23 protein-coding genes and 3 pseudogenes are annotated in these 25,385 nt (G+C 63.6%); 14 read left to right on the forward strand and 12 right to left on the reverse strand.

Annotated elements, in window-relative coordinates; genetic code table 11:
* Positions 1 to 21 precede the first annotated feature (21 nt).
* Both ACZ1G0_RS01445 and ACZ1G0_RS01450 read right to left on the reverse strand, forming a co-directional pair.
* The gene (locus tag ACZ1G0_RS01445; RefSeq protein WP_472735315.1) at positions 22 to 1,251 is read right to left on the reverse strand and encodes a Coenzyme F420 hydrogenase/dehydrogenase, beta subunit C-terminal domain; all 1,230 of its coding nucleotides are present in this window, start codon (positions 1,249 to 1,251) and stop codon (positions 22 to 24) included.
* Positions 1,252 to 1,304: 53 nt separating this feature from the next.
* The gene (locus ACZ1G0_RS01450) at positions 1,305 to 1,955 is read right to left on the reverse strand and encodes a fumarylacetoacetate hydrolase family protein (protein ID WP_472735316.1); all 651 of its coding nucleotides are present in this window, start codon (positions 1,953 to 1,955) and stop codon (positions 1,305 to 1,307) included.
* Positions 1,956 to 2,056: 101 nt separating this feature from the next.
* Between ACZ1G0_RS01450 and ACZ1G0_RS01455 the strand changes: the two genes are divergently transcribed.
* Positions 2,057 to 3,079, forward strand: coding sequence for an aspartate-semialdehyde dehydrogenase (locus ACZ1G0_RS01455; RefSeq protein WP_472735317.1), 1,023 nt, complete (start codon positions 2,057 to 2,059; stop codon positions 3,077 to 3,079).
* Here the strand turns inward: ACZ1G0_RS01455 and ACZ1G0_RS01460 are convergent.
* From ACZ1G0_RS01460 to ACZ1G0_RS01470, 3 genes are all read right to left on the reverse strand, one after another.
* Complete coding sequence (locus ACZ1G0_RS01460) at positions 3,076 to 3,945, reverse strand: nickel/cobalt transporter (protein WP_472735318.1); 870 nt, start codon at positions 3,943 to 3,945, stop codon at positions 3,076 to 3,078. The genes ACZ1G0_RS01455 and ACZ1G0_RS01460 overlap by 4 nt on opposite strands.
* Positions 3,936 to 4,550 carry a DUF1007 family protein gene (locus ACZ1G0_RS01465; protein WP_472735319.1) on the reverse strand — a complete coding sequence of 205 codons (615 nt, stop codon included), beginning with the start codon at positions 4,548 to 4,550 and terminating at the stop codon, positions 3,936 to 3,938. Before ACZ1G0_RS01465 ends, ACZ1G0_RS01460 begins: the two co-directional genes overlap by 10 nt.
* 188 nt (positions 4,551 to 4,738) lie before the next feature.
* Positions 4,739 to 5,389, reverse strand: a complete 651-nt coding sequence (locus ACZ1G0_RS01470; protein WP_472735320.1) for a carbonic anhydrase — start codon at positions 5,387 to 5,389, stop codon at positions 4,739 to 4,741.
* 151 nt (positions 5,390 to 5,540) lie between these two features.
* Here ACZ1G0_RS01470 and ACZ1G0_RS01475 point away from each other — a divergent pair, with 151 nt between their 5' ends.
* The 4 genes and pseudogenes from ACZ1G0_RS01475 (at position 5,541) to ACZ1G0_RS01490 (ending at position 8,232) form a co-directional block, all read left to right on the forward strand.
* Entirely contained in the window at positions 5,541 to 5,924 is a 384-nt protein-coding gene (locus tag ACZ1G0_RS01475; RefSeq protein ID WP_472735321.1) for a hypothetical protein, read from the forward strand.
* Positions 5,925 to 5,995: 71 nt separating this feature from the next.
* Positions 5,996 to 7,382 (forward strand): annotated as a pseudogene (locus tag ACZ1G0_RS01480) (leucyl aminopeptidase family protein).
* A 137-nt stretch (positions 7,383 to 7,519) separates the two neighbouring features.
* Positions 7,520 to 7,588: pseudogene (locus ACZ1G0_RS01485) on the forward strand (hypothetical protein); the annotation flags it as partial.
* 365 nt (positions 7,589 to 7,953) lie between these two features.
* On the forward strand, positions 7,954 to 8,232 hold the full coding sequence (locus ACZ1G0_RS01490) for a C40 family peptidase (RefSeq protein WP_472735322.1): 279 nt from the start codon (positions 7,954 to 7,956) through the stop codon (positions 8,230 to 8,232).
* A gap of 6 nt (positions 8,233 to 8,238) precedes the next feature.
* Here the strand turns inward: ACZ1G0_RS01490 and ACZ1G0_RS01495 are convergent, their stop codons facing one another.
* Entirely contained in the window at positions 8,239 to 8,568 is a 330-nt protein-coding gene (locus ACZ1G0_RS01495) for a DUF2794 domain-containing protein (protein ID WP_472735323.1), read from the reverse strand.
* A gap of 302 nt (positions 8,569 to 8,870) precedes the next feature.
* On the opposite strand from ACZ1G0_RS01495, the gene ACZ1G0_RS01500 reads away from it, so the two are divergent.
* On the forward strand, positions 8,871 to 9,560 hold the full coding sequence (locus ACZ1G0_RS01500) for a DUF4336 domain-containing protein (protein ID WP_472735324.1): 690 nt from the start codon (positions 8,871 to 8,873) through the stop codon (positions 9,558 to 9,560).
* A 419-nt stretch (positions 9,561 to 9,979) separates the two neighbouring features.
* On the opposite strand, the gene asnB is transcribed toward ACZ1G0_RS01500, so the two are convergent.
* Complete coding sequence (gene asnB / locus ACZ1G0_RS01505) at positions 9,980 to 11,506, reverse strand: asparagine synthase (glutamine-hydrolyzing) (protein WP_472735325.1); 1,527 nt, start codon at positions 11,504 to 11,506, stop codon at positions 9,980 to 9,982.
* A gap of 120 nt (positions 11,507 to 11,626) precedes the next feature.
* The gene (locus ACZ1G0_RS01510; RefSeq protein ID WP_472735326.1) at positions 11,627 to 12,493 is read right to left on the reverse strand and encodes a branched-chain amino acid aminotransferase; all 867 of its coding nucleotides are present in this window, start codon (positions 12,491 to 12,493) and stop codon (positions 11,627 to 11,629) included.
* 151 nt (positions 12,494 to 12,644) lie between these two features.
* Between ACZ1G0_RS01510 and ACZ1G0_RS01515 the strand changes: the two genes are divergently transcribed.
* From ACZ1G0_RS01515 to ACZ1G0_RS01550, 8 genes are all read left to right on the forward strand, one after another.
* Complete coding sequence (locus ACZ1G0_RS01515; RefSeq protein WP_472735327.1) at positions 12,645 to 13,148, forward strand: MarR family winged helix-turn-helix transcriptional regulator; 504 nt, start codon at positions 12,645 to 12,647, stop codon at positions 13,146 to 13,148.
* Complete coding sequence (locus ACZ1G0_RS01520; RefSeq protein ID WP_472735328.1) at positions 13,145 to 13,846, forward strand: response regulator; 702 nt, start codon at positions 13,145 to 13,147, stop codon at positions 13,844 to 13,846. Before ACZ1G0_RS01515 ends, ACZ1G0_RS01520 begins: the two co-directional genes overlap by 4 nt.
* A gap of 54 nt (positions 13,847 to 13,900) precedes the next feature.
* A complete protein-coding gene (locus ACZ1G0_RS01525) occupies positions 13,901 to 14,827 on the forward strand; it encodes a histone deacetylase family protein (RefSeq protein ID WP_472735329.1) in 927 nt (308 codons plus the stop codon).
* Complete coding sequence (locus tag ACZ1G0_RS01530) at positions 14,824 to 15,066, forward strand: exodeoxyribonuclease VII small subunit (RefSeq protein ID WP_472735330.1); 243 nt, start codon at positions 14,824 to 14,826, stop codon at positions 15,064 to 15,066. Before ACZ1G0_RS01525 ends, ACZ1G0_RS01530 begins: the two co-directional genes overlap by 4 nt.
* 1 nt (position 15,067) lies before the next feature.
* Positions 15,068 to 15,937 carry a polyprenyl synthetase family protein gene (locus ACZ1G0_RS01535; protein WP_472735331.1) on the forward strand — a complete coding sequence of 290 codons (870 nt, stop codon included), beginning with the start codon at positions 15,068 to 15,070 and terminating at the stop codon, positions 15,935 to 15,937.
* Positions 15,938 to 15,949: 12 nt separating this feature from the next.
* Positions 15,950 to 17,872, forward strand: coding sequence for a 1-deoxy-D-xylulose-5-phosphate synthase (dxs, locus tag ACZ1G0_RS01540; protein ID WP_472735332.1), 1,923 nt, complete (start codon positions 15,950 to 15,952; stop codon positions 17,870 to 17,872).
* A gap of 3 nt (positions 17,873 to 17,875) precedes the next feature.
* Positions 17,876 to 18,799, forward strand: coding sequence for a restriction endonuclease (locus ACZ1G0_RS01545; protein WP_472735333.1), 924 nt, complete (start codon positions 17,876 to 17,878; stop codon positions 18,797 to 18,799).
* A gap of 146 nt (positions 18,800 to 18,945) precedes the next feature.
* Entirely contained in the window at positions 18,946 to 19,605 is a 660-nt protein-coding gene (locus ACZ1G0_RS01550; RefSeq protein ID WP_472735334.1) for an androgen-induced gene 1 family protein, read from the forward strand.
* On the opposite strand, the gene ACZ1G0_RS01555 is transcribed toward ACZ1G0_RS01550, so the two are convergent.
* The 4 genes and pseudogenes from ACZ1G0_RS01555 to ACZ1G0_RS01570 form a co-directional block, all read right to left on the reverse strand.
* Positions 19,559 to 20,368 (reverse strand): ion transporter, encoded by an 810-nt coding sequence (locus ACZ1G0_RS01555; protein ID WP_472735335.1) that lies wholly within the window; start codon positions 20,366 to 20,368, stop codon positions 19,559 to 19,561. The two genes, ACZ1G0_RS01550 and ACZ1G0_RS01555, sit on opposite strands and share 47 nt — an antisense overlap.
* Positions 20,369 to 20,371: 3 nt before the next feature.
* On the reverse strand, positions 20,372 to 21,595 hold the full coding sequence (locus tag ACZ1G0_RS01560; protein ID WP_472735336.1) for a class I SAM-dependent RNA methyltransferase: 1,224 nt from the start codon (positions 21,593 to 21,595) through the stop codon (positions 20,372 to 20,374).
* Between the two features lie 89 nt (positions 21,596 to 21,684).
* Positions 21,685 to 23,538 carry an ABC transporter ATP-binding protein gene (locus ACZ1G0_RS01565; protein WP_472735337.1) on the reverse strand — a complete coding sequence of 618 codons (1,854 nt, stop codon included), beginning with the start codon at positions 23,536 to 23,538 and terminating at the stop codon, positions 21,685 to 21,687.
* Positions 23,535 to 25,375, reverse strand: a pseudogene (locus ACZ1G0_RS01570) (ABC transporter ATP-binding protein). Before ACZ1G0_RS01570 ends, ACZ1G0_RS01565 begins: the two are co-directional and overlap by 4 nt.
* Positions 25,376 to 25,385 lie beyond the last annotated feature (10 nt).

Here is a 25,385-nt window from a genome sequence, read left to right on the forward strand (position 1 = left end):
TTTGCGTCCGCACGCCAAGGGTTACACGTCGTCGCGCCGTTCGCCGGGTTCCGGTGTCAGGCCATAGGGGGCCGCCAGTCCCCAGACGTGATCGGGGATCATGTGCTTCATCCGTTCTGGGGCCGCGCGGCGTAGATGCAGGATCGTCTCTACCGCCTTCATCTCAAGGCGGGCCTTGGCGAATTCCAAACCCTTGGGCCCGATGCGTGGTTGCAGGAACGACACGATGGGCCGCACCCAATCGGGCATCCGGCGCAGGGGCAGGCCGCCTGCAGCGCGCGCGGTGTTCTCGGCAAAGCCTTTGACGGCCGCCGCGCGCTTGCCGCTGCTGCCCACGGGGGACAGGGCGATGTCATTGCCAAGGGCGCCCAACATCTCGGCCCCGCGGTCGTTGCGCACGATGATCCACTGGTCCCCCTCGCCTGCCATGTAGCCCACGGTGATATCGGCCAGCGCATTGGTGTAGTCAGTGCAGGTCCGGCAGGTCAGGGGAAAGAAGTCGTCCGCAAGGTTGCTGATGGGCAGGGACAGGAACGGGATCAGTTTCTGGGTACCGTTCTGGAACCGCAGTTCGACCCGGTAGTCGGCGCGGAATTCAAGATAGGTCACGGTCTGGGGCGCGTCCGTCAGCAGGGCCAGAAAGTCGTGGAAGTTCTCGGTCGTGGTGTTGTCGCTGCACGGCGTGCCCATGACGTAGATCCGGTCAAAGCCCAGCTGTGCCTCGATCCCGCGCAGAGCGTGCACTTGGCACGGGATCCCGATCACGGCAATCCGCTTGTGGCCAGCGGCGGCGGCGGGTTCCAACAAGGATAGTAAGGGCGCATAGCCCATGCGCATACCGCGCACCCGGGCCATGTCGGCGGCGTCGGTGATCAGGACGGGCACAGGGCGAAAGATGTCGTCTTCGGCAGGGGCCAGTGTCAGCACCGCATCCACCGCCCCGTCTTGCAGCAGTTGTGCCGCGAGCGAGGTTGTCACCCCCGTCCACTGCGCCCCCGGTTTCGGGTCGCGCATCCGGGCGCGGTGCATCGCTATGTGAGGGCCAAAGAACTGTTGCAGGGTGTCCATGGTGCGCGCGGCCCCGTGAGTCTGCGCCTCTAGCTTGCCGAAATCAGGGGTCGTGAATTGGCAGACCTTGCCGCATTGATTGGCCAGCTTCATCCGCGACAGGCCGCAATCGGTGCACATCTTACCCCGGGGCAAGGCGTCTGCAGGGGTAGGTGCGAAGAGCGAGGGACTGGCGTCGGGCATAGGATTTCCTTTGCCCGCATTGTAAACCTATCTAGCGAACTGTCTACTTTAGTTTACACCGCATCTGTAATTTGTAGTGAAATGGGCGCGAGCCCGTCGATTTCGCCCGCCAGCCTATCCCCCGGCTGCACCGGCCCCACGCCCGCTGGGGTTCCGGTCAGGATCACATCGCCCTCGCCCAAGGTGTAGAACCCGGACAGATGCGTGATGATCTCGGGCACGGACCACACCATGTCCGACAGTCGGGCGTCTTGGCGCGCGACACCGTTTTGGGACAGGGCGATCCGTTGATCCGCGATCTGGAATCCCAGCGTCATGTGCGCGAACACGGCGCTGCCTTCGACATCCTTGCCCAGCGACCATGGCCGCTGCTTCTTGCGCTCGCGCAGTTGAAGGTCCCGCCGGGTCATGTCCAGCGCGCAGCCCGCCCCGATCATACCATGGGCGCCCATGAACACCGCCAGCTCCATCTCGTAGTGGTGGTTCTCTGTCCCCTTCGGGTAGGGCACACCCGCGCCTGACACCACGCCATGGGCCGCAGACTTGGTGAAATAGAACGGCGCTTCGCGGTCAACCTCCAGCCCCATTTCGGCGGCATGTTCGGCGTAGTTTCGGCCCACACAAAAGATGCGGCGCAGGGGGTAGGCGCGCCCGTCTGTGGTGGGCACGGCAAAGGGCGGGTCGGGTGGGAACAGGTAATCCATGGGCGCATAATAGACGGTGATGGTGTCGCATCAAGGAATAGCGCTTCCCCCTTGGCAGCCCACGGGGTAAGAGGCGCGCGATACAAACAAAGGACGAGATTATGGGTTACAAAGTCGTCGTCGTGGGCGCCACAGGCAATGTGGGCCGCGAAATGCTGAACATTCTGGCCGAACGCCAGTTCCCCGTGGACGAGATTGCCGTTCTGGCATCGCGCAAATCCTTGGGCACGGACGTAAGCTTTGGTGACAAAACCCTCAAGACCAAGGACCTTGCGACCTTTGATTTCGCTGGATGGGACATCGCGTTTTTCGCTGTCGGTTCTGCCGCGACCAAGGAATTCGCACCCATCGCCGCCAAGGCTGGTTGCGTCGTGATCGACAACTCCAGCCTGTACCGCTACGACCCGGACATCCCCCTGGTCGTGCCCGAGGTGAATCCCGAGGCGGTCGACGGCTACACCAAGAAAAACATCATTGCGAACCCCAACTGCTCCACCGCGCAGATGGTTGTCGCGCTGAAACCGCTGCATGACCGCGCGCGGATCAAACGTGTCGTCGTCAGCACCTACCAATCGGTATCCGGCACCGGCAAGGACGCCATTGACGAGTTGTGGGACCAGACCAAGGGCATGTATGTGCCCGGTCAGGAACGCGCGCCCAACGTCTATACCAAGCAGATCGCCTTCAACGTGATCCCGCATATCGATGTGTTCATGGACAGCGGGGACACCAAGGAAGAGTGGAAGATGGTGACCGAGACGAAGAAGATCGTCGATCCTGCCATCAAGGTCACAGCAACCTGCGTACGGGTGCCCGTGTTTGTGGGTCACGCAGAATCGATCAATATCGAGTTCGAGGATTTCCTGGACGAGGACGAGGCTCGCGAGATCCTGCGCACGGCCCCCGGTATCCTTGTGGTCGATAAGCGCGAGGATGGCGGCTACGTCACCCCCGTGGAGTGCGTCGGTGATTTCGCCACCTTCATCAGCCGCATCCGTCAGGACGTGACCGTGGAAAACGGGATCAACCTGTGGTGCGTGTCCGACAACCTGCGCAAGGGCGCTGCGTTGAACGCGGTGCAGATCGCCGAGACGCTGGGCAAACGCTGCCTGAAAAAGGGCTAAAGCACCAGCGACAGCAGGCCCAGACTGACAAACAAGATCATCCCGCCCGCCAGGACCTGGAGGGCGGGAAGCGCGATGTGGACCGTGTTCAGCGGCGAGGACGTCGCAAAGGTGATCCCCCGCGCCACGGTGCTGGACACAGCCACAAGCGACGTCAGCGCCGCCGTGCCCAGCCCCATGACGAGGACCGCCGCCACGCCCGCCGCCTTGATGTCCATTTGCCACGCGATCACCAACAAGAATACCGCGCCCGTACAGGGCCGGATCGCGATGCTCAGGATCAAGGCAACCGCGTCGCGCAGAGATCCGACCTTGGCTGCTTGATCCGGGGTAGGGCCGTGGCCATGGCATCCGCAATCATCGCTGTGCACATGGGTGCGGGCGGACAACAGCGCGCGCGCACCACGCCACACGATGATCCCTCCGATCAGCGCGATGGCGATATAGCTGGCAGGGGCCAGGATATCCTCGGTGACGCGGGTCATTTGGGCGGCACTCGCCTCGATCAGGGCGAAACCACCATAGACCAGCAGGATCGCCCAGAGGGACTGCGCGATGCTAGAGGCCAGCGCCAACCCCAGCAGACGCCCGGCACTGACCGATGACCCCAGACCCACACCGCCGATGACAAACTTGCCATGACCGGGCCCGAGCGCATGCACGAACCCGTAAGCCCCCGCCGCAAGCAGCAACGCGGCCCAAGCCCCCGGTGCCCCGGTTTTCAGGGCAAACACTCCGTCCGCCATATCCGTTTGCAGGGCACGTTGCTGTGTTAGTGCCCATTGCAGCGCGCCGGTGTTGGACCATGACCACCACACCGCCCCGGCCCCTATGGCCAGCAAAAGGATCAACAGGATCACGCGCATGTCAGAAAGATGCGGTCTGTGAACAGGCGTCCGATGTCGGTGTCCTCGGGCGTTTCATCACGATCTAGCTGCGACAGCTGCATAAGGGTGGTCTCGACCCAGCCTGGGTTTGCCTCTGGGTCGAACTGCTGCACCGTGGCCAAACACGCGTCCGCTGTGCCCAGCAGCCTCGGCGATTCTGCGATGCCGAACGCAAAGAAGTGGGTGTCCTCGTAGAACTCCACCTTCAGCGTGTCGGTCCCAAGGGACAGGGGCGCGGCAAGGTCGCGGACAAAGGTGACCTCCAACCGGTTGCCGATCAGGCGCACATCGAAATCCCGGGGCGGCGCCAAGGCGACAGGTACGTCCTGGTAGGCCAGCCGTGCCGCACCGTTGAAGGTATCGGACCAGTCAGACTCGAAGGTAATGATCTCGGCATAGTCTGCCTCTGTCAGGGTCCAATCGGACCCTGGATCAATCTCTAGCGTGGACAGGACGAACAACGTTTCCAGCGGATCGTAGAGCCACGTCACCTCGATCCGGGTCAGCTGCGCGTCGTCTGCAAAAACGAAATCCACGCGCCCGTCGATGAACACATGGGGGTGTGCCGCAGCTGGGGGGACCATGTCACAGCCAGCACAAACCACCCAACCACCAGAAGGCGCGCAAGGGTCGCTGTCCTGTTCATCACGGTCCGAACGCGCACAAAGCTGCTCCATCTTGGGACAAAAGCGTAGTGCCTTTACCTGATAAAGGAACAGCAGTCATGTCCAGTCCCAACCAACAAGGCTGGAGGATTGAGCGGCGCGTGGTCCTAAATCCGCCCAAAGGCGTCGGCCTTAGGGTCGTAACACTCCAACCCGCCTTCGCTGATGTCCGTCCACAACCCGTGCAAGGCCAGCGATCCCTCTTTCACGCCCTCTTCCACAAAGGGAAAGGTCATCAGGTTTTCCAGACTGGTCAGGACTGCGCGTTTCTCGAATGCCTCCAGCCGTTCCCCTTGGTCTTCGATGTCCTTCACGGACGCATAGCCCGGGCGCAAGATGTCCATCCAACGGCCCACGAAACTCTCTTTGCGGTCCAATTCGGGCGCATGTCCGGCGCACATATCATGGCACCCCTGCACCCCGCCGCAGCGGGAATGGCCAAGGATGATGATCGACGCCACCTTCAGGGCGGTCACTGCATACTCAATCGCGGCCGAGGTGCCGTGCTGTGCGCCATCGGCGGCATAGGGCGGAACAAGGGCTGCGATGTTGCGGTGGATAAAGAACTCCCCCTGTTCGGCCCCAAAGATCGACGTCACATGCACCCGGCTGTCACAGCACGAAATGATCAGCGCGCGGGGCCGCTGTCCCTCGTCGGCCAGACGTTTGTACCACGCATGGTTTTCGGTGAAGGTCGTCGCCTTCCAGCCGTGGTAGCGTTGTACCAGCGGGGCGGGCAGGGGTTTGGCGTGTTGCATCAGGTCGGTCGCAATCTTTGCTAATTTGACAATGGTCTATGGGGAATACGCACCGATTTCGAGGGATTTGTTGCCGCAAGGGGTAAGAGGTTGTTCACAGATGCCGGTGCAGATTGCCCGTGCTGTGGGGGCGCAGCGAGTGGAGACTAGGATGAAACACGGGGTTGCAGTGCTGCGCCACGAAGAAGTCGTGTGTTTTGACGCCGACCAGCTAGAGGCCCTGTGCCAAGAGCGGGGCGATGAAGGCGCGGAAAAAATTATTGTCGAGGTGCTGTCGCAGGGGACACAAATGTTGTCCGCAGCGCAGGTCGCGTGGAGCGTTGGGGACTGGACCCGTCTGGACATCATGGCACAAGCGGTGGGCGAACTGGCCGCGCGGATCGGTATGACAACTTTGGCGCAAGTGGCAGGCGATGTGCGGGCCTGTATCGCCAACGGGGATGCAACCGCAGTGGCCGCCACAGTCATGCGGATGCAGCGCCTTGGGGACAATTCTGCCCAAGCCATCTGGTCGCTGGATCAAAATTCCCCCTAAAGCGGGCGTGATCTGCCCTTGCGACCAAATGTGGGCAAGGTAGGCTGCGCAGCAAGTTGAGGGGACACGCAATGACCGCCAAATTCGCAACACCGGACACCCGCGCGCTGCCGATCCATGTGCTGCGGCCCACCGATCTGGAGGGTTGGCTGGATGCGCAGTCGGATCACGCGCGCGCCTGGGTGCAAAGCTGCGGCTTTCGCGCTGGGCTGGGAGAGGTGTTGCGCCTGCCCGGTGAAGACGGGGCTTTGGCGGGCGCTGTTTTGGGCTGGGGCAAGCCATCGGACCATACGCGCAGTCGGTTCAACATGGCCCGCGCCCCCGCCGCGCTCAAGTCCGGCACTTTCCGCCTTGAGGCCCCTTTTCTGACCGGCGACGCGCTGGACGAGGCGGCCTTGGCGTGGCTGTTGGCGGGCTACAAGTTTGACCGCTACGCCCCGCAAAGCGCGCCCAAGGCGCAACTGATTGCCCCGCGCGGTGTAGATGCCGCCCGGATCGAGGCCATTGCCGCCGGCGAATTCCTGACCCGCGACCTGATCAACACCCCCGCCGCCGACATGGGACCCGAGGAGTTGGAGCTTGCGACCCGCAGCCTGGCCGAACAATTCGGCGCTGACATCAAGGTGATCGTGGGGGACGACCTGCTGACCCAGAACTTCCCCATGATCCACGCGGTGGGCCGGGCCGCCGAACAGGCCCCGCGTCTGATCGACATGACATGGGGGGACACCGGCCCAACGGTGACGCTGGTGGGCAAGGGCGTGTGTTTTGACACCGGCGGGCTGGACCTGAAACCGGCGTCCTCCATGGCTTTGATGAAAAAGGACATGGGCGGCTCGGCCACTGTGCTGGGTCTGGCGCATATGATCATGGCGACGGGGCTGGGCGTGCGCCTGCGCGTCCTGATCCCGGCGGTGGAAAACGCCGTTGCGGGCAATGCCTTTCGCCCCAAGGACATCTTGCAATCCCGCAAGGGGCTGACGGTCGAGGTCAACAACACCGACGCCGAGGGCCGCTTGGTTCTGGCCGATGCGCTGGCTTTGGCGGACGAGACACCGCCCGACCTGATGATCTGCATGGCCACGCTGACAGGGGCCGCGCGTGTGGCGGTGGGGCCTGATCTTGCACCTTATTTCACGGATGACGATGCCCTTTCCATGGCCCTTGGTCATGCCGCGAACAAGGCGCGCGACCCAGTCTGGCGCCTGCCCCTGCACACACCCTACGAACGGATGATCGAACCCGGCATCGCGGATCTGGACAACGCACCCGCGGGGGTTTGCGGGGGCCACCACGGCGGCTTTGTTCCTGAACCGATTTGTGACGGAAACCCAACGATTTGTGCACTTTGACATCTACGGCTGGAACCCCGCCGCGCACCCCGGACGCCCCAAGGGAGGCGTCGGCATGGGCGCCCGCGCCATCCTGGAGGCGCTGCCACAGGTGCTGGACCTATGACCGACGCGGTGATCACAGATCGGCGCATGTTGCCCGCCAATGGCTATGCTGCGGGGATCGAGCTGAAGGGCGAGGTTGACGCCGCCCGCTACGTCAAGGGCACGGTCAAATCCGTGCTGCAACCCTTGGTCAACATCATGGACGAACCACGCGGCAAACGTACCTCGCAGCTGCTGTTCGGGGAGCGGTTCCGTGTGATTGACGAACGCGATGGCTACGCCTTTGGTCAGGCGGAGCGGGACGGCTACTGCGGCTACATCGTTGCGGGATCCTTGGGCGGGGCTGAGCAGCCCACCCACTGGGTCGCCGCCCCGGCGACGCACCTTTACCCACGCGGAGAGTTGAAAGCGCCGCCCGAGGTCGCGATCTTCTTTGGAAGTCAGGTCCATGTGGTGTCCGACCACGGCGATTTCCTCAAGATCAGCACGGGCCACTTCATTCCGCGTGCGCATCTGCAACCCCTAAACGCGCGCTTTTCCGACCCGGTGGGCGTGGCGGACCTGTACCTCGGAACCCCCTATCTGTGGGGGGTAACAGTCGCTGGGGCGTGGATTGTTCGGGCCTTGTCCAGATGGCGCTGTTGGCCTGCGGGATGGAGTGTCCCCGGGACAGTGACCAGCAGACCGCCTTGGGTCGTGACCTCCACCACGGGGAGCCGTACTTGCGCGGCGATCTGGTGTTCTGGAAGGGGCACGTGGGCATCATGGCCAGCGACGACATGCTGATCCATGCCAACGCCCACCACATGGCCGTGGCTTATGAGCCCATCGCCGAGGCCCGCAAACGTATGCGTGATGGCAGCACAGGCGACATCACCGCCAAGAAAAGACTGGCCTTACCAGAGGGTTAGACGCGTTCAGTCGATCGCCCGGATCAACTTCCGCTCCAGCACGCGCAACACCGTGCGCAGGTCGTGCCCGCGTTTCAACACCCGCCCGTCCATGCCGATGACGGCATAGGCCCCCTGCTTGGTGGCCAGCTTGGGACGCTTTTCGATCCGGTACATGGGCTGCTCGGCCGTCCGACGAAACACCGAGAAAATGGCGACTTCCTTCAGGGATGAAATCCCGTAATCGCGCCATTCCCCGGCCGCAACCATCCGACCGTACAAGCTTAGAATCACTTGCAATTCAGTACGATGGAAGCTGACCTGCTGCGGCGCGACGAAGGGGGAATGGGCTGTCATAGGGGTAGACTTGCGCCTTGTTCACATGAAATCAACCCCGACACGGTTTTGCCTCAAAAACACCGCTGCATGGCCCCGGACACTCCGTACTCCCGCCACGCATGGCCTGCATACAAGGGTCATAGCGAGTATTTACTCCAGTCCCGGCGCGGCGCTTTTCTTGCCCCCACCCAGTGCGCCACGTCGGGACACTCGCTATCCAGATCACGAGGCGAAAACGCCCGGAACGAGCAGCCCCTGTCGGTGAAACGGCAGGGGCTATAATCGTTGTAGGGGCCCATGGCGAGTGATACGTCTCAGCCATGTTGGAACCCATTGGTGCACATGCTTGGATCGCGGGCGGACCCTGCGTATCGTTTGCGGGCTTTCACTATCCCACACGTATGACGGTCTTCCGTCTATCAGGCGGGGATTTGATGATCATTTCTCCGATTGCGATGACCGAAGGATTACGGCAGGGCATCGTCGCGCTTGGCCAAGTGAAACACATTGTGGCGCCCAATCACCTTCATCATCTCTTTGTGCCGGAATGGGTCGCGGCATTTCCAGATGCGCAAACATACGCCGCTCCAAACGTTCGCGGCAAATGCAGGGCCGTTCGTTTCGATGCCGACCTGACCGATACTCCGGACCCCGCGTGGGCCGGGCAATTGGAACAGATTGTCCTGCGGGGTAACGCGATCACAACCGAAGTGGTGTTTTTCCACCGTGCCAGCAAAACGGCAGTCTTCACAGACTTCATTCAACAGTTTGATCCCGGCTGGTTCAAAGGATGGCGCGGAGTTATTGCGCGCCTTGATCTGATGGAAGGGCCGACAGCGCAGGTGCCACGTAAGTATCGCTTTGCTACAACGGACCGGACTTTACTGCGCTCAGGTGTCCGGCAAATCCTAGGTTGGAACGCAGACCAAGTTGTCATGGCTCACGGAGCACTGATCAGAAAAGGCGGGGCTGCAGCCTTGCGTCGCGCCTTCAAGTGGTTGAATCCCTAGCGCCTTAAAGATGCCCCAAAAGGACCGCGGAAAGGTCTCTGACGCATCGCGAATCTGACACGCAGCATCCTCATACCTTTCCTCAGAAGCGAGCAACATGCTCACCCCGACGCGGTCCTTATCTTGCCCCCACCCAGTGGTCCGCGTCGGGAACTTCTGAACAGATATAAGGCAGAACGCCGGAACGAGCAGCCCCCGCACCAAGAGAACTTGGGCGGGGGCTTTCGTTTTGGAACGGTCAATTTCGGTCAAAAAGAGGGTGCCACCCGGCGTGCACCCCTCGTACACCCCATGTGCAGACGGATCGCGGCGCGGGGGTGTTGCCTATTTTTGTTCGTATGAAGACAAAGTAGGTGTGCACACCGGCCATGCCGTCACAAGCTTAGCGCGCAGAAGGGGCCTTTCGTTACGCTGGCTCTTCAGCCGTTTGCAACGCGTCCCCCTTCCCAGTGCCCGGCATTCTCGATGATCCTTTCGGCGTCCTGATACTGGTCGCGTAGAATGCGCTCATACAGGGCGGCCTCGTCTTCGCGGCTGACAGGCGCAGGTTTGCCCGTCAGTGCGGCGAGGGCTCCTTCAAGTGCGCTGACCGTACCGGAGCCTTCGTCAAACTGCGCCTTTTTACGCCATGTCAGATCGTCGGGCAGCAGATCAGCGCAAGCCTTACGTAGGATCCATTTTTCCGTGGTCGGTCCGGTGGATTCCAGCGCATCGGGATCGGTGCGCATCAGCTTGAGTGTTGCGGGGATCGATTGCGAGAAGTCGATCAGATCACGGTCCAGGAATGGCGTGCGGGCCTCCAGGCTTTCGGCCATGGTCACACGGTCGACCCTTTGCAGGTTAATATTGTGCATCGTGCCAAGGCTTCGAGTCAGCTCATCTGCCAGCGCGCGGGGTGTGTCCACATAGGCGTGATGGTAGGTGTATCCAGCGAACAGCTCATCCGCACCTTCGCCGGTGAGTACAGCCTTGACGTGTTCACGTGCCAGACGCGCCGCAAAGAGCGTGGGAACCGCGCTGCGCACGAGGTCGATATCCGCACTCTCCAAGTGATAGATGACATGAGGCAGATTCTTGACAAGGTCCTCTGCCGTAAATGCGTATTCGTAGTGGTCCGAGCCGATGTGGTCAGCGACCTTCCGCGCGGCCTCCAGATCGGGAGAGCCTTCGGTACCGACCGAAAATGTCTTGAGCGGACCTTTGCCTTCCGCTGCAAGGATTTTCTGCGCAATCGCCGCGATGATCGAGCTGTCCAGCCCGCCCGACAGGAACGAGCCGACCTCCACGTCAGCGACCATCCATTTTGCGACGGCCTCCTCCAACACCAGCCGCAGTTCGCGAGCGGTGCGACCGACATCCAGATCCGTCTCTGGCTCCGCTGCGCCTTGCGGCGTGCGATACCATTGGCGCCAGCCATCCACACTGTCGTACAGCGAGCCTGGTGGGATCGCTTCCACGCTGTCAACGGGGATGCCGTCGAAGGCCTTTAGCTCGGAGGCGAAGGCAAAACCCTCACCGATTTTCGCCACGTAAAGGGGCTTAATTCCAAGTGGGTCGCGCGCGGCAATGATCCGATTGCGCGTGGCCAGTACAAAGGCAAACATCCCGTCAAGGCGACTGATCCAGCGGCTTTCGCCAGATCGGAACAGATGCAGGATTGATTCGCTGTCGCTGGCCGTTTCAAAGGCGCTTTCGCCCAAGATAGAGCGCAGATCTTCGTGGTTATAGATTTCGCCGTTGGCCACCAAAAGGTCGTTCGTCTGGTGTATTGGTTGTGCGCCATCCTCTGGCCCGATGATCGACAGTCGGCAATGCGCCATGATCACCGGAGAACCGGGAAGCCGTGATATCTGAACTGCATCCGGACCGCGATGAGCGATCTTGCGGATCATCCGATCCGCAAGGGCCTCATCACCAATATTCCAAAGACACACAAATCCACACATGAGTTCACTCCAAACTGATTTGTGGTGCGCCTATCATGGCCACAGCGTTTGTGTAAGGCGACTTTGGTCCGCGCATGAGCCCGGCGCACGTCACGGTGCGCGCCGGGAATGGTGACTGGCTTACGCCCGGACCAATTTCTCATAATCGCTGGCGATCTCTTGGGTCAGGGCGCCGACTTCGAAGTTGTAGTCGCCGATCTGGCCCACGGGGGTGACTTCGGCGGCGGTGCCGGTCAGCCAGCATTGTTGGAAGCCTTCCAGTTCCTCGGGCATGATGACGCGCTCGTGCACGGTCAGACCCTTGTCGCGCAGCATCCCGATGACCGTCTGGCGGGTGATGCCGTTGAGGAAGGCGTCGGCCTTGGGCGTGTGCACCTCGCCGTCCTTGACGAAGAAGATGTTGGCCCCCGTCGCCTCGGCCACGTAGCCACGGTAGTCGAACATCATCGCGTCGGAGCATCCTTTGGCCTCGGCGGCATGTTTGGACATGGTCGCGATCATATAGAGGCCCGCCGCCTTGGCTTGGCTGGGGGCGGTTTCGGGCGAGGGGCGTTTCCATTTGGCGATGTCGAGTTTGGCGCCCTTGGTCTTGGCCTCGCCGTAGTAGTTGCCCCATTCCCATACGGCCACGGCCAGGTGGACCGGATTGCGGGCCGATGCGACGCCCATATCCTCGCCCGCGCCGCGCCATGCCACGGGGCGCACGTAGGCGTCGGTCAGCCCGTTGGCGTCAAGGGCGGCCTGTTTCGCGGCCTCGATTTCATCCACGGTGTAGGGGATGTCGAAGTCGATCAGCTTGCCAGAGGCGATCAGCCGTTCGGAATGCTCGCGTGACTTGAAGATCTTGCCGGAGTAGCAGCGCTCGCCCTCGAACACAGAGGAGGCGTAGTGCATGGCGTGGGTCAGGATGTGCACGTTCGCGCTGCGCCATTCCACCAGTTTGCCGTCCATCCAGATCTGACCGTCCCGGTCGTCATATCCTGCCATTTTCCGTCCTCCGTTTCGCAATGTTGCGCAATATAGGTCCGCATCGGATATAAAGTTGCGCAAAAACTGTGAATCGCTACCAATGGGTGCTTGGAATGTCAACAAGGCTGACGTAGTTTGCAGGCAGAAGTGATGAAAAGGGAGGCAGGGTATGAACCAACCCGGCCCGACCGGCGGCGAAAGCCTGCTGTTTTTGACCGACGAGCAGTTGCGCAAGGGCATCGAGGCGATGTTCTTTGCCTATCGCGGTTTCACCCATGACCCGGATCAGATCCTCGCGGACTATGGCTATGGCCGCGCCCATCACCGGGCGGTGCATTTCATCCATCGATCCCCGGGGACCACGGTGAACAACCTGTTGGGAATTTTGGGCGTGACCAAACAGTCGTTGAACCGGGTGCTGCGGACGCTGCAGGACGACGGGCTGGTGGTGGCCGAGGTGGGGCAACGCGACAAGCGTGAACGCCACCTGCATCTGACCGACAAGGGCAACGCCCTCGAACGCGCCCTGTCCGAGGCGCAGCGCGCCCGTATGCGCGCCGCCTTCCGCGAGGCCGGACCGGGGGCTGTGGCGGGCTTTCGCACCGTGCTGGAACACATGATGGACCCCGAGATGCGCAAACACTACGCCAAACTGACGGAGGGCGAGCGATGAGCGACCCGTATCAGGCCCACGTCCTGCTGGTGGATGATGACGAACGCATCCGCACGCTGTTGCAAAAGTACCTTGTGCGCAATGGCTTCTTGACCACGGCCGCGCGGGACGCCGCTCACGCCCGGCGCATCCTGTCGGGACTGGATTTCGACCTGATCGTGCTGGACGTGATGATGCCGGGCGAGGATGGCATTTCCCTGACAAAGTACATTCGCACCGTCAGTGCCGCCCCCGTGATGCTGCTGACCGCCAAGGGCGAGACAGAGGACCGGATCGCAGGCTTGGAGGCGGGGGCCGATGACTACCTGTCCAAGCCCTTCGAGCCGAAGGAGCTGCTGCTGCGCATGTCCGCCGTGCTACGCCGAGTGCCGTCGGTGGGCGGGGCGGCGACACCCAAGGTCCTGCACCTTGGGGCCGTGCGCTACGACACCGACCGCGGAGAGTTGTGGCAGGGCGGCGAGCTGGTCCGCCTGACGGCCACGGAAAACGCCCTGATGCGGATTTTCGCCGAAACCCCGAACGCGGCGGTCACCCGCACGGAATTGGTCGAGAAACTGTCCCGCGACGGCGTGCAAAGTCAGGAACGGGCCGTCGATGTGCAGATCACCCGCCTGCGTCGCAAGATCGAGGTGGACCCGAAACAGCCGCGCTATCTGCAAACCGTGCGCGGGGCAGGCTACATGCTGGCGCCTGAATAGCGCGACCGTAGGGCGGGACTTGTCCCGCCGCCCCCCGTGGGCCATGCAGGGGGCATGACCACTGCGCTTTATACCCACCCCGCCGCCCTGTCCCATGTCACCCCTGACGGCCACCCCGAACAGGTGGCGCGCCTGCGTGCGATCCTCGATGCGCTGGACGGGCTGGACCTTGACCCGCGCACCGCTCCCATGGCCGAGGATGCCGCCCTGCTGCGCTGTCACCCGCAGTCCCACCTTGACCGCCTGCGCGCCCTATCCCCTGCATCGGGCGAGGTGGCGATCGACGCCGACACATGGATGAGCCCCGGCAGCCTGGAGGCCGCGTGGCGCGCCGCCGGGGCCAACATCGCCGCCGTGGATGCGGTCATGGCCGGGGATGTGGCCAACGCCTTTGTCGCCATGCGCCCGCCCGGGCACCACTGCGAACGGGACACTCCCATGGGCTTTTGCCTGCTGGGCAACATCGCCATCGCCGCCAAACATGCCGCCGAGGTCCATGGCCTGTCCCGCGTGGCCGTGGTCGATTTCGACGTGCACCACGGCAACGGCACGCAGGATCTGCTGTGGAACGAGGCGCGGACCCTGTTCATCTCGACCCACCAATCGCCGCTCTATCCCGGCACAGGTGCGATGGATGAAATGGGCGCCCACGGCAATATCCTGAACCTGCCCCTGCGTCCCAGGGGCGGCAGTGCCGACGCCCGCGCGGCCTTTACCGATGGGGTCCTGCCGCGCCTGAACGACTACAAACCTGAACTGCTTCTGATCTCAGCGGGGTTTGACGCCCACACCGCCGATCCCTTGGCGAACCTGAACTGGACAGACGCGGATTTCGCGTGGATGACGGACCGCCTGTGCGATGTGGCCGACACCCATTGCAACGGGCGGGTGGTGTCCACGCTAGAGGGCGGCTATGATCTGCAGGCGCTGGCCTCGGCCACGCGCGCCCACGTTGAAACCCTGATGGAGCGCGGCCAATGACCGACACCCCCGTACCCGAGATGTCCTTTGAACAGGCCATGGCCGAGCTTGAATCCGTTGTGACCCAGTTGGACCGGGGCGAGGTCGCGCTGGATCAGTCGATCAAGCTGTATGAACGGGGCGCGGCCCTCAAGGCCCATTGCGAGGCCAAGCTGCGCGAGGCCGAGGAAAAGGTGGAACAGCTGGTTCTGAACGCAAACGGCCAGCCCACGGGCACAACGCCGGTCACTGGCCAGTAACGTGTTCAAGGAAGACCTCGCAGCCGGGCAAGCGGCGCTGCAATCCACACTGGACGACCTGATCGCGACCCAGCCGCCCAGCCAGATCCGCGATGGCATGGCCTACGCCAGTGCGGGTGGCAAACGCCTGCGCGGGTTTCTGGCCATGGAATGGGCGCGTGTTCTGGGGGCCGACGCCGAGGCCGCCCTGCGTGTGGGCGCTGCGGTGGAATGTGTGCACGCCTATTCGCTGGTCCATGACGATCTGCCCTGCATGGATGACGACGCCCTGCGCCGTGGCCTGCCGACGGTGCATGTCCAATGGGACGAGGCTACGGCGGTGCTGGTGGGTGATGCCCTGCTGACCCTTGCGTTTGAAATTCTGGCCGATCCCATCACCCACCCCGACGGGGCCGTGCGTGCCGCCCTGTGCCTGTCCTTGGCCCGGGCGTCGGGGGCTGCGGGCATGGTACTGGGACAGGCCCAGGACATTGCCGCCGAAACCGCCCCAGCCCCTCTGACGCTGGACCAGATCAAGGATCTACAGGCCAACAAGACGGGCCGCCTTATGGTCTGGCCCTGCGAGGCGGCGGCGATCCTGGCCGGGGCCGACCCACAGGGGCCTGTGACATACGCCCAAGCCATTGGGCTGGCCTTTCAAATCGCGGATGACATTCTGGATGTCGAAGGGGACGCGGCCAAGGCCGGCAAGGCCCTGCAAAAGGATGCCCAGGCAGGCAAGGCCACCTTCGTCAGCCTGCTGGGCCTGGATCAGGCCCGGGCCGAGGCCGAGGGGCTGGTCGCCCACGCCCACCGCGCGCTTGCGCCTTACGGGCAAAAGGCCGCAACCCTTCGCGACATCGCCACCTATATTGTGGACCGTGACCACTAAGGAGCCGCCACCATGTCGGACGCACAATCGGGCCGCCCCCATACCCCCCTGCTGGACCGCATCGCCAGTCCCGCAGACCTCAAGGCCCTGTCGGACGCCGAACTGACCCGCCTTGCGACCGAGTTGCGCCGCGAGACGATCTGGACCGTCAGCCAGACCGGAGGGCACTTTGGCGCGGGTCTGGGGGTGGTGGAGCTGACCACGGCGATCCACGCGGTGTTCGACACCCCCCGCGACCGCCTGATTTGGGACGTCAGCCACCAGTGCTACCCGCACAAGATCTTGACGGGTCGCCGCGACCGGATGCTGACCATCCGCCAGAAAGACGGGCTGTCCGGTTTCACCAAACGCACTGAAAGCGTCTATGACCCCTTTGGGGCCGCCCATTCCAGTACCTCTATTTCCGCCGCCCTTGGGTTCGCCATGGCCCGGGAATTGGGCGCGCCGGGCAACGGGGACGCTATCGCGGTGATCGGGGACGGGGCGTTGTCGGGCGGCATGGCCTACGAGGCGCTGAACCACGGCGGCCACCTGGGCAAACGCCTGATCGTGATCCTGAACGACAACGAGATGTCCATTGCCCCGCCCGTGGGGGCCATGTCGTCTTATCTCTCGCGCCTTTATGCGGGCGCACCGTTCCAGGACTTCAAGGCCGCCGCCAAGGGGGCGGTGTCCCTGCTGCCCCCGCCCCTGCAGGAAGGCGCGCGCCGGGCCAAGGAAATGCTGAAAGGCATGACCGTTGGCGGCACCCTGTTCGAGGAGTTGGGCTTTTCCTACGTCGGTCCCATCGACGGCCACGACATGGACAGTCTGCTGGACGTGTTGCGCACCGTAAAGGCCCGGGCGGATGGCCCGATCCTGATCCACGCCATTACGCAAAAGGGCAAGGGCTACGCCGAACACCGCCCCGACCGGGGCCATGCCACCGCCAAGTTCGATGTTGCCACTGGCGAGCAGAAGAAAGCCCCCAGCAACGCGCCCAGCTACACCAAGGTCTTCGCCCAGGCGCTGATGCAAGAGGCAGCCCATGACGACAAGATCGTCGCCGTCACCGCCGCCATGCCAGATGGCACCGGCCTGAACCTGTTCGCCGAAAAGTTCCCCGCCCGCTGTTTTGACGTAGGTATCGCTGAACAACACGGGGTGACGTTCTGTGCGGGGATGGCCGCGGGCGGGATGAAACCCTTTGCCGCGATCTATTCCACGTTCCTGCAGCGCGGCTATGATCAGGTGGTCCACGACGTGGCCCTGCAAAACCTGCCCGTCCGCTTTGCCATTGACCGCGCGGGGCTGGTGGGGGCCGATGGCGCAACCCATGCGGGCAGCTTCGACATCGCCTATATGGCCAACCTGCCCAACATGGTTGTCATGGCCGCAGCCGACGAGGCGGAGCTGTGCCATATGGTGGCCACCGCCGCTGCCCATGACGATGGCCCGATTGCCTTTCGCTTTCCGCGCGGCGAGGGGGTCGGTTGCGACATGCCCGAACGCGGCACGCCGCTGGAGATCGGCAAGGGCCGGATGGTGGCGACCGGGTCCCGCGTTGCCATCCTGTGCTTTGGCGCCCGTCTGCGCGAGGTGATGGAGGCGCGCGAAAACCTGATCGCACGCGGCATCACCCCCACCGTGGCCGATGCGCGTTTTGCCAAGCCGTTGGACCGGGAGATGATCCTGACGCTCGCCGCCGAACACGACGCCCTGATCACCGTCGAGGAAGGGGCTGTGGGCGGCTTTGGGTCCCATGTGGCCCAGCTGCTGTCGGACGAGGGCGTGTTCGACCACGGCCTGCGCTTCCGGTCCATGGTGCTGCCCGATACGTTCATCGACCAGGCGGGCCCCCGGGACATGTACGCCGAAGCTGGCCTGAACGCCGAGGACATCGAGACCAAGGTGCTGGAAGTGCTGGGCGTGGATGTGCTGAAGGCGAAGGCCTAGGACATGGCAATCCCCGACTATCAGACCTTGATGCGGCCGGTGTTGGAAGAATTCGCGAAGGGCGAACGGACGGTGCGCGATGTGCTGCCGGTTTTGGCGCAGCGCTTCAATCTGACCGAAGACGAGGTTGAGGAGCGGGTGCCCTCGGGCGCCAAAACGTTCCTGGCTGATAGAGCCCACTGGGCGCGCACTTACCTTGCAAAGGCGGGGCTGCTGGAAAGTCCGCGACGTGGATCACATGTCATCACCCCTCGGGGAGAGACCTTGCTGCGGCAGCATTCGGGCCCCATCACCAACGCGGTGTTGGGCCAACTTTCAGATGATTTTGAGGCTTGGCGCACCTCTTCCGCCAAAGATACCGGTGATGCAAACCCATTCAGTGCGCCCGAACTCTTAGACAGTACCCCCGATGATGCCATGGCCGCGGCTTTCGCACAGCTTGACGCCGCCCTGCGGGACGAAATCCTGACGGCTGTGTTGACCCTCTCGCCCGCGCGGTTCGAACAGTTGATCGTCGATCTGCTGTTGGCCATGGGCTACGGCGGTGGCGATGCGGATATGGGGCGGGCCTTGGGTAAGTCGGGGGATGGGGGCATCGACGGGGTGATCAACGAGGATAAGCTGGGTTTGGATGCGGTCTATATCCAGGCCAAACGCCATGCCCCTGACAACAAGGTGGGCCGCCCTGCAATACAGGCCTTTATCGGGTCCCTGACGGGGGAGGGGGCCAACAAGGGCGTCTTCGTCACCACCTCTGACTACTCGCGCGAGGCGCGGGACTATGTCGAGCGTATCCAGCAGCGGGTGATCCTGATCAACGGCGATCGTTTGGCGCGCCTGATGATCCAGCACGACGTGGGCGTGCGGGTGCGCCAGACTTATCTGATCCGGTCCATTGATGAGGATTACTTTGGGGACGCCACGTAGGGTGGGACTTGTCCCACCTCTTCCCCGGGGGCGGCGGGACAAGTCCCGCCCTACCGCAACCATCCTTCAAGTCTGTCAGGCGTGCCCAGATCCAAGGGACGTGGCGTCCGGGTTTACTTGGGGGCCGCGCGCCGTAGGCTGGGCCCATGACACATAGCACCCCTGTCCGCATATACCGCGCCGTCACCCTTGCCCTTGCGTTGTTCTACTTCGGCTTTCTGTTCACCACGGCCGATCTGTCCACCTTCGGCTGGCAGTTCCGGTTCCTGACGGTCTGGGGCCTGTGCGCGTCCCTGGTATCCGCGTGGTTCATGGTGCGCCTGTCGTTCGGACGCAGCACCGCCCGGCACGAGGTTTGGGCCGGCATGACCGCCGTGCTGAACGCCACGGTCGTTCTGATGTACTGGAAGATCTACTTCACCGACCCCGCCTTGTTTTATGGCGCCGATGGTGGTCCCGATCACTTGCACCAGGAATACTACCTGCACGCGGTCGGCCCGGCCCTGCAAATCATCGACGCGCTGTTCCTGTTGGGCGTGTTCCGCCGCCCCCTGCGCAGCCTTGCCGCCGTATCCGTTGTGCCTGTCGCCTACATCGCTTGGGCAGAGCTGGTGTTGCAGCGCCTGAACACCACGCCCACAGGCTCCGTCACCTCGGGCCTGCCCTATCTGTTCCTGAATGACATGGCCCCGGAGGCACGCATGGGGTTCTACGTGACCACCGTGGCCACGATGCTGGCGCTGTTCACCATTGGGACGGCTATGGCTTGGGGCTTGCGTTGGTTAGGCGTGCCTCGATCGCCTTGAGGCGCGCCATGACTTCGTCACGATACTTGTCCTCTTCGACCTTGTTCTCCTCCTCGGCGGCCTCCTGCATCGAATTCACGACCAGACCAACCACAAGGTTCACCACCGCGAAAGTGGTCAACAGGATAAACGGCACAAAGAAAACCCATGCATAGGGGTAGACCACCATCACCGGACGCACGATCCCCATGGACCACGATTCCAGCGTCATGATCTGGAACAGGGAATAGCCGGACCGGCCCAGCGTGCCGAACCAGTCTTGGAAATTCGCCGCCTGTTCCGGGGTGCAGGTGGCGCAATCGCCACCGAACAGCTTGGTGGCCATCACCGCACCGATGTAGAAAATCAGGGTCATCAGGCCGAACACCGACACCATGCCCGGAATCGCCCGCAGAAACCCTTCGACCACCCGGCGCAGGCTGGGGATCACCTTGACCAGCCGCAGCACCCGCAGGATCTGCAATGCACGCAGGACCGACAGGGATTGACCCGAGGGGGCCAGCGCGATGCCGACGATGATCAGGTCAAACCAATTCCAGCCGTCACGGAAAAACCGCGTACCCTTGGCCACCAGCTTCATGCTGATTTCGACCACAAAGATCGTCAAACATAGGGTGTCCAGCGTCCGGATCAGCGGCCCGGCCGATGCCATGATGCTGTCAGACGTCTCTAGCCCCAAAAGGATTGCGTTGAAGACAATCACCGCAATGATGAAATTGCGAAAGCCGGCGGTTTCGACAAATTGGTCCAGCTTTTGGCGCATGGGTCAAACTTTCGTAAAAGAGGTCACCATCTCGATATGCGGCGACCAGCGGAATTGGTCAACAATCTGTACCCTACCAATGTCATAGCCCGCAGCTATCAAAATCGCCGCATCCCGGGCAAAGGTCACCGGGTTGCAGCTGACGGCGGCAATGCGTGGGATGCCGGATTTGGCCAGTTGGCGGGTCTGAGCCTCGGCGCCCGCGCGGGGCGGGTCAATGATGGCCCCGTCGAACCGGGGGCGGCCAAAGATCTCGAAATCCTCCTGGATCAGGGGGTTGCGGAACAGGTCACGCACCTCGGCGGTCATGGGTTTCAGGCCCTGGTTGTGGCGGATGCCCTGGTCCAGGGCGTCCAACAGGGCACGGTCGCCCTCCACGGCGTGGACCGCCGCGCGCCGCGCCACCGGAAAGCTGAAGGTGCCGCAGCCCGCAAATAGGTCCACCACCTGCGCGCAGCCCGCCACCGCTTGGGTCACAGCGGCGACCAGCGCGGCCTCGCCGTCCGGGGTGGCCTGCAGGAACGCGCCGGGGGGCGGGACGATGCGCGCGCCGCCCATGTCCTGCCCCGGGGGCTGGGCGACCAGCAGATGCTCGCCCTCCCACGTCAGGCGGGCAAAGGCCCCGCCAAAGGGGGCCATGGCCCCGCGCATGGGGCCGTCCAGCGGCTTGCCCCCCTGCACGTCGCAATCCACCCCCGTGTCACCCAAGGTCAGGGCATAGCGGACCTCACCGGACCGGCTGGCGGCCACGCGGGTGATCGCCTCCAGTGTGGGGACAACGGCCAACAGTTTTGGGTGCAGGATCAGGCAACCGGGCACAGGTGTGATCGTGTCGGACGCCCGCGCGTGAAACCCGACCAACGCGCCCTTTTTCGTGCGCCGGGCGGTCAGGGTCGCGCGGCGCCGGGTGCCGGGGGCCGACACCAAGGGGGCCAGAACCTCGGCCTCGATACCTTGGGCGCGCAGGGCGGCCTCGACCACGCCGCGTTTCCATCCCGCCACAAACCCGTCGCTGGCGTGTTGCAGGCTGCATCCGCCGCAGGCATTGTAATGGGCGCAGGGGGCCTTGACCCGGTCGGCCACAGGTTCCAGCACACGCACATCGGTCAGGCGGTCGCCGTTCGGCGTGCCGTCCACCACTTCGCCGGGCAGGGTGCGGGCTGCAAACAGGGGCCCGGGGGCGATGCCGTCGCCCTTATGGCCCAATCGTTCAATCTTATATGTCATGGCAAGCCTCTACCCCGCGGGCATCTTACGCGAAACCCCCTGCTTCATTGGGTCAAAAATACCCACAGCCCCGCAGGGTCCGGTGCAGCCTATTCCGCCGCCTCTGCGATGCCGATGAACCCGCCCGATTGCCGGTCCCAATAGCGCGCATAGAGCCCGCCGCGTGCCAGCAGTTCCCCGTGGGTTCCATCCTCCACCACGCGGCCCGCGTCCATCACGACGATGCGGTCCATGCGCGCGATGGTGGACAGGCGGTGGGCGATGGCCAGAACGGTCTTACCCTCCATCACGCGGTCCAGGGCGGTCTGGATTTCGGCCTCCACCTCGCTGTCCAGGGCGCTTGTGGCCTCGTCCAGCACCAACACCGGCGCGTCCTTCAGGATGGCGCGGGCCAAGGCGATCCGCTGGCGCTGCCCGCCCGACAGCTTGACGCCCCGCTCGCCTAGATGCGCCGCATAGCCCGTGCGGCCCGCGTGGTCTTTCAGGGTCAGGATGAAGTCATGCGCCTCCGCCGCCCGTGCGGCAGCCTCGATCTGGGCGTCGGTCGCGTCAGGGCGGCCATAGATGATGTTGTCCCGCGCGGACCGGTTGAACATCGCCGTTTCCTGGGTGACCATGCCGATCTGGCGGCGCAGGCTTTCCTGTGCCACATCACGCAGGTCATGGCCGTCGATGGTCACCCGCCCCTGTTCGGGGTCCGCAAGGCGCAGCAACAGGGACACCAGCGTGGATTTTCCCGCGCCCGAGGCCCCGACGATCCCCAGCTTTTCCCCCGGGGCGATGGCCAGCGTCATGTCCTGCACGCCGCCTTCGCCCTTGCCATAAGTGTAGGTCACGTCCTGCAAGGCCAGTGCGCCGTCCACCGCGTCCAAGGTGCGCGCGCCCGGCGCATCGATCAGGTCGTGGGGCGGGGTCAGGGTTTGCATCCCGTCCTCGATCTCGCCCACGTTGGCGTACAGCGCCATCAGCGTAAAGCTGACCCAACCGGTCATCTGCGCAATGCGAAAGCTGACGGCCCCGGCGGCGGCGATGTCCCCGGCGGTGGCTTGGCCCGCCTGCCACAACAGAACGCTCGCCCCGATCAACAGCACGGGCAGCAGCCCGCCCACGGCCATCAGGGTGAAGCGGAACAAGGCGGACAATTCTCCGAAATCCAGCGCCTTGTCGCGCAGGCGAGCCATGGCATCCAGGGCCGTGCGATCCTCGTGTTCCGTGTGGCCGAACAGCTTGACGGTCTTGATGTTGGTGACCGTGTCCACCACCTGCCCCGTGACCATGGCCCGGGCCGAGGCCCGCGCCCGGGACCGTTTGCGGATCATGGGCATAAAGAATTTGAACATCGCGAAATACAGGCACAGCCACAGGCCCAGCACCACGCCCACCCGCCAGTCGATGGTCAACAGCAGCACCATGGTGCCCGCCAGCGTGGCCAGGGCAAAGGCCACGACGTTGATCACCTCGGCGGTCACATCGGTCACGGCGCGGGCGGTCTGCATCTGTTTCTGGGCGATCCGCCCGGCAAAGTCGTTGTCAAAGAACGTGGTCGAATGGCCCAGCGTCCAGCGGTGCAGGCGCGATTGCACCAGCGGATAGATGTTGGGCGGCACCACCAACCCATTGAACGCCGCTGCCGCCCCGAACACCAGCGGGCGCAGGGCGATGAAGAACACCACGAACAGCGCAAGGATCGGCCAGTTCTGCGCAATGAAATCCTGCGGCCCGGCGGCCACGGCGGTGTCGATCACCGCGCCCAGCAGGTAGGCGCTGATCACCTCGGTCGCGCCCGCAAGGCCCGACACCGCAAAGGCCACGATCAACACGGGCCACGCCCCCGCCAGACACCATTTCAAGAACGCCCAAAGGGTGCGGGGCGGCGCGGTGTCTGCGGGCTGGAACGGCTCGATCCGGTTGCCCAGCCATGTCTTGAACCGGTGCCACATCATTCCGCCGCCTCCGCGCCCAGAAACCCGCCGGACTGGCGGCCCCAGAAGTTTGCGTAAAGACCGCCCGCCGCCAACAGGTCAGCGTGGGTGCCGTCTTCGATGATCTTACCACCATCCAGCACGATGATGCGGTCCATCTGCGCGATGGTGGACAGGCGGTGGGCGATGGCGATGACGGTCTTGCCTTCCATCATACCATAAAGCGTATCCTGGATCGCGGCCTCGACCTCGGAATCCAGCGCGCTGGTGGCCTCGTCCAGGACAAGGATCGGCGCGTCCTTCAGGATCACGCGGGCCAGCGCCACCCGCTGACGTTGCCCGCCGGACAGTTTCACGCCCCGCTCGCCCACATGGGCGTCATAGCCGCGGCGGCCCTGGGGGTCCTCCAGTTCAAGGATGAAGTCATGGGCCTCGGCCTGTTTGGCGGCGGCGATCACGTCGTCCATGGTGGCATCGGCGCGGCCATAGCGGATGTTGTCGGTGACGGATCGGTGCAGCAGGCTGCTGTCTTGTTGCACCATGCCGATGACGGACCGCAGGGAATCCTGCGTCACGCCCGCGATGTCCTGCCCGTCGATCTCGATCACGCCGCGCTCGGCGTCGTAGAAGCGCAGCAGCAGCTTGACGAGGGTGGATTTGCCCGCCCCCGACCGTCCCACAAGGCCGATCTTTTCGCCCGGGTGGATGGTCAGGTTGATGTCGTCCAGCCCCCGGCCGCGCGCCCGTAATGGTGGGTCAGCCCGCGCAGTTCGACCTTGCCATGGGTCAGGGCCAGCGGCTTGGCCCCCGGCGCGTCCACCAGTTTGACCGGGTCTGCGATGGTCTCTAGGCCCTCGGCCACGACGCCAAGGGACCGAAAGAACGTGGACACCGCCCACATGATCCAGCCGGTCATGGCGTTCAGGCGCAAGGTCAGGGCCGTGGCCGCGGCGACCACGCCCACGGACGCGCTGCCCTGCATCCACAGGACCACGGCCCAGCCGACAACGCCCACGATCAGGAACCCGTTCAGGGTCGTCAGGCCCACGTCCATCTTGGTGTAGATCCGCATTTCCCGGGCAAAGGTCTGGCGGGTCTGTTCAATCGCGTCGCGGGCATAGTCCACCTCTTGATTATGCTGGGCGAACAGTTTGACCGAATGGATGTTGGTATAGCTGTCGACCACACGCCCCGTGGTCATGGACCGCGCGTCGCTGCTGGCCTTGGACGCAGGCCCAACCCGGCGCATGGTCCAGCGGATCAACAGGCCGTACAGCACGAACCAGACGATCAGAGGCAGGGCCAGGCGCGGGTCGGATCCGGCCAGCAGGATCGCCGCCCCCACCAGATAGGCGACCGAGAACGTCAGCGCGTCAAACACCTGAAACACCGCGTCACCGGCGGCGGGGGGCGCCTGCATCACCCGGTTGGCGATGCGCCCTGCAAAGTCATTCTCGAACCAGCCCACGGATTGCCGCAACACCTGTCGGTGCGCGCGCCAGCGGATCAGGGTGCCAAAGTTCGGAATGATCGCGTTGTTCAACAGCGCCACATCCAGCATCTGCAACAGGGGCCGCAGGGTCACAAGGAACACGGCCGCCGCGATCAGTTCCATGCCGTGGTCGGCCCAGACCACCTCGGGCGTGCCGTTTGACAGCAGGTCCACGACCCGGCCCATGTACCAGATCAACCCGATCTCGATCACCGCGACCACGATGGACATCAGGGCGGTAAAGGCGAACAACCGTTTGAACGGCTGGCTCATCTGCCACAAAAATGGCCACAGCCCCCGGGGCGGCGTGTCTTGGGCGGGGTAGTCGACGTAAGGGTCGACCAGTTTTTCAAAGCGTTCCAACATGACGTGATAT

This window comes from Thalassobacter sp. HA4-2 (assembly GCF_055693705.1).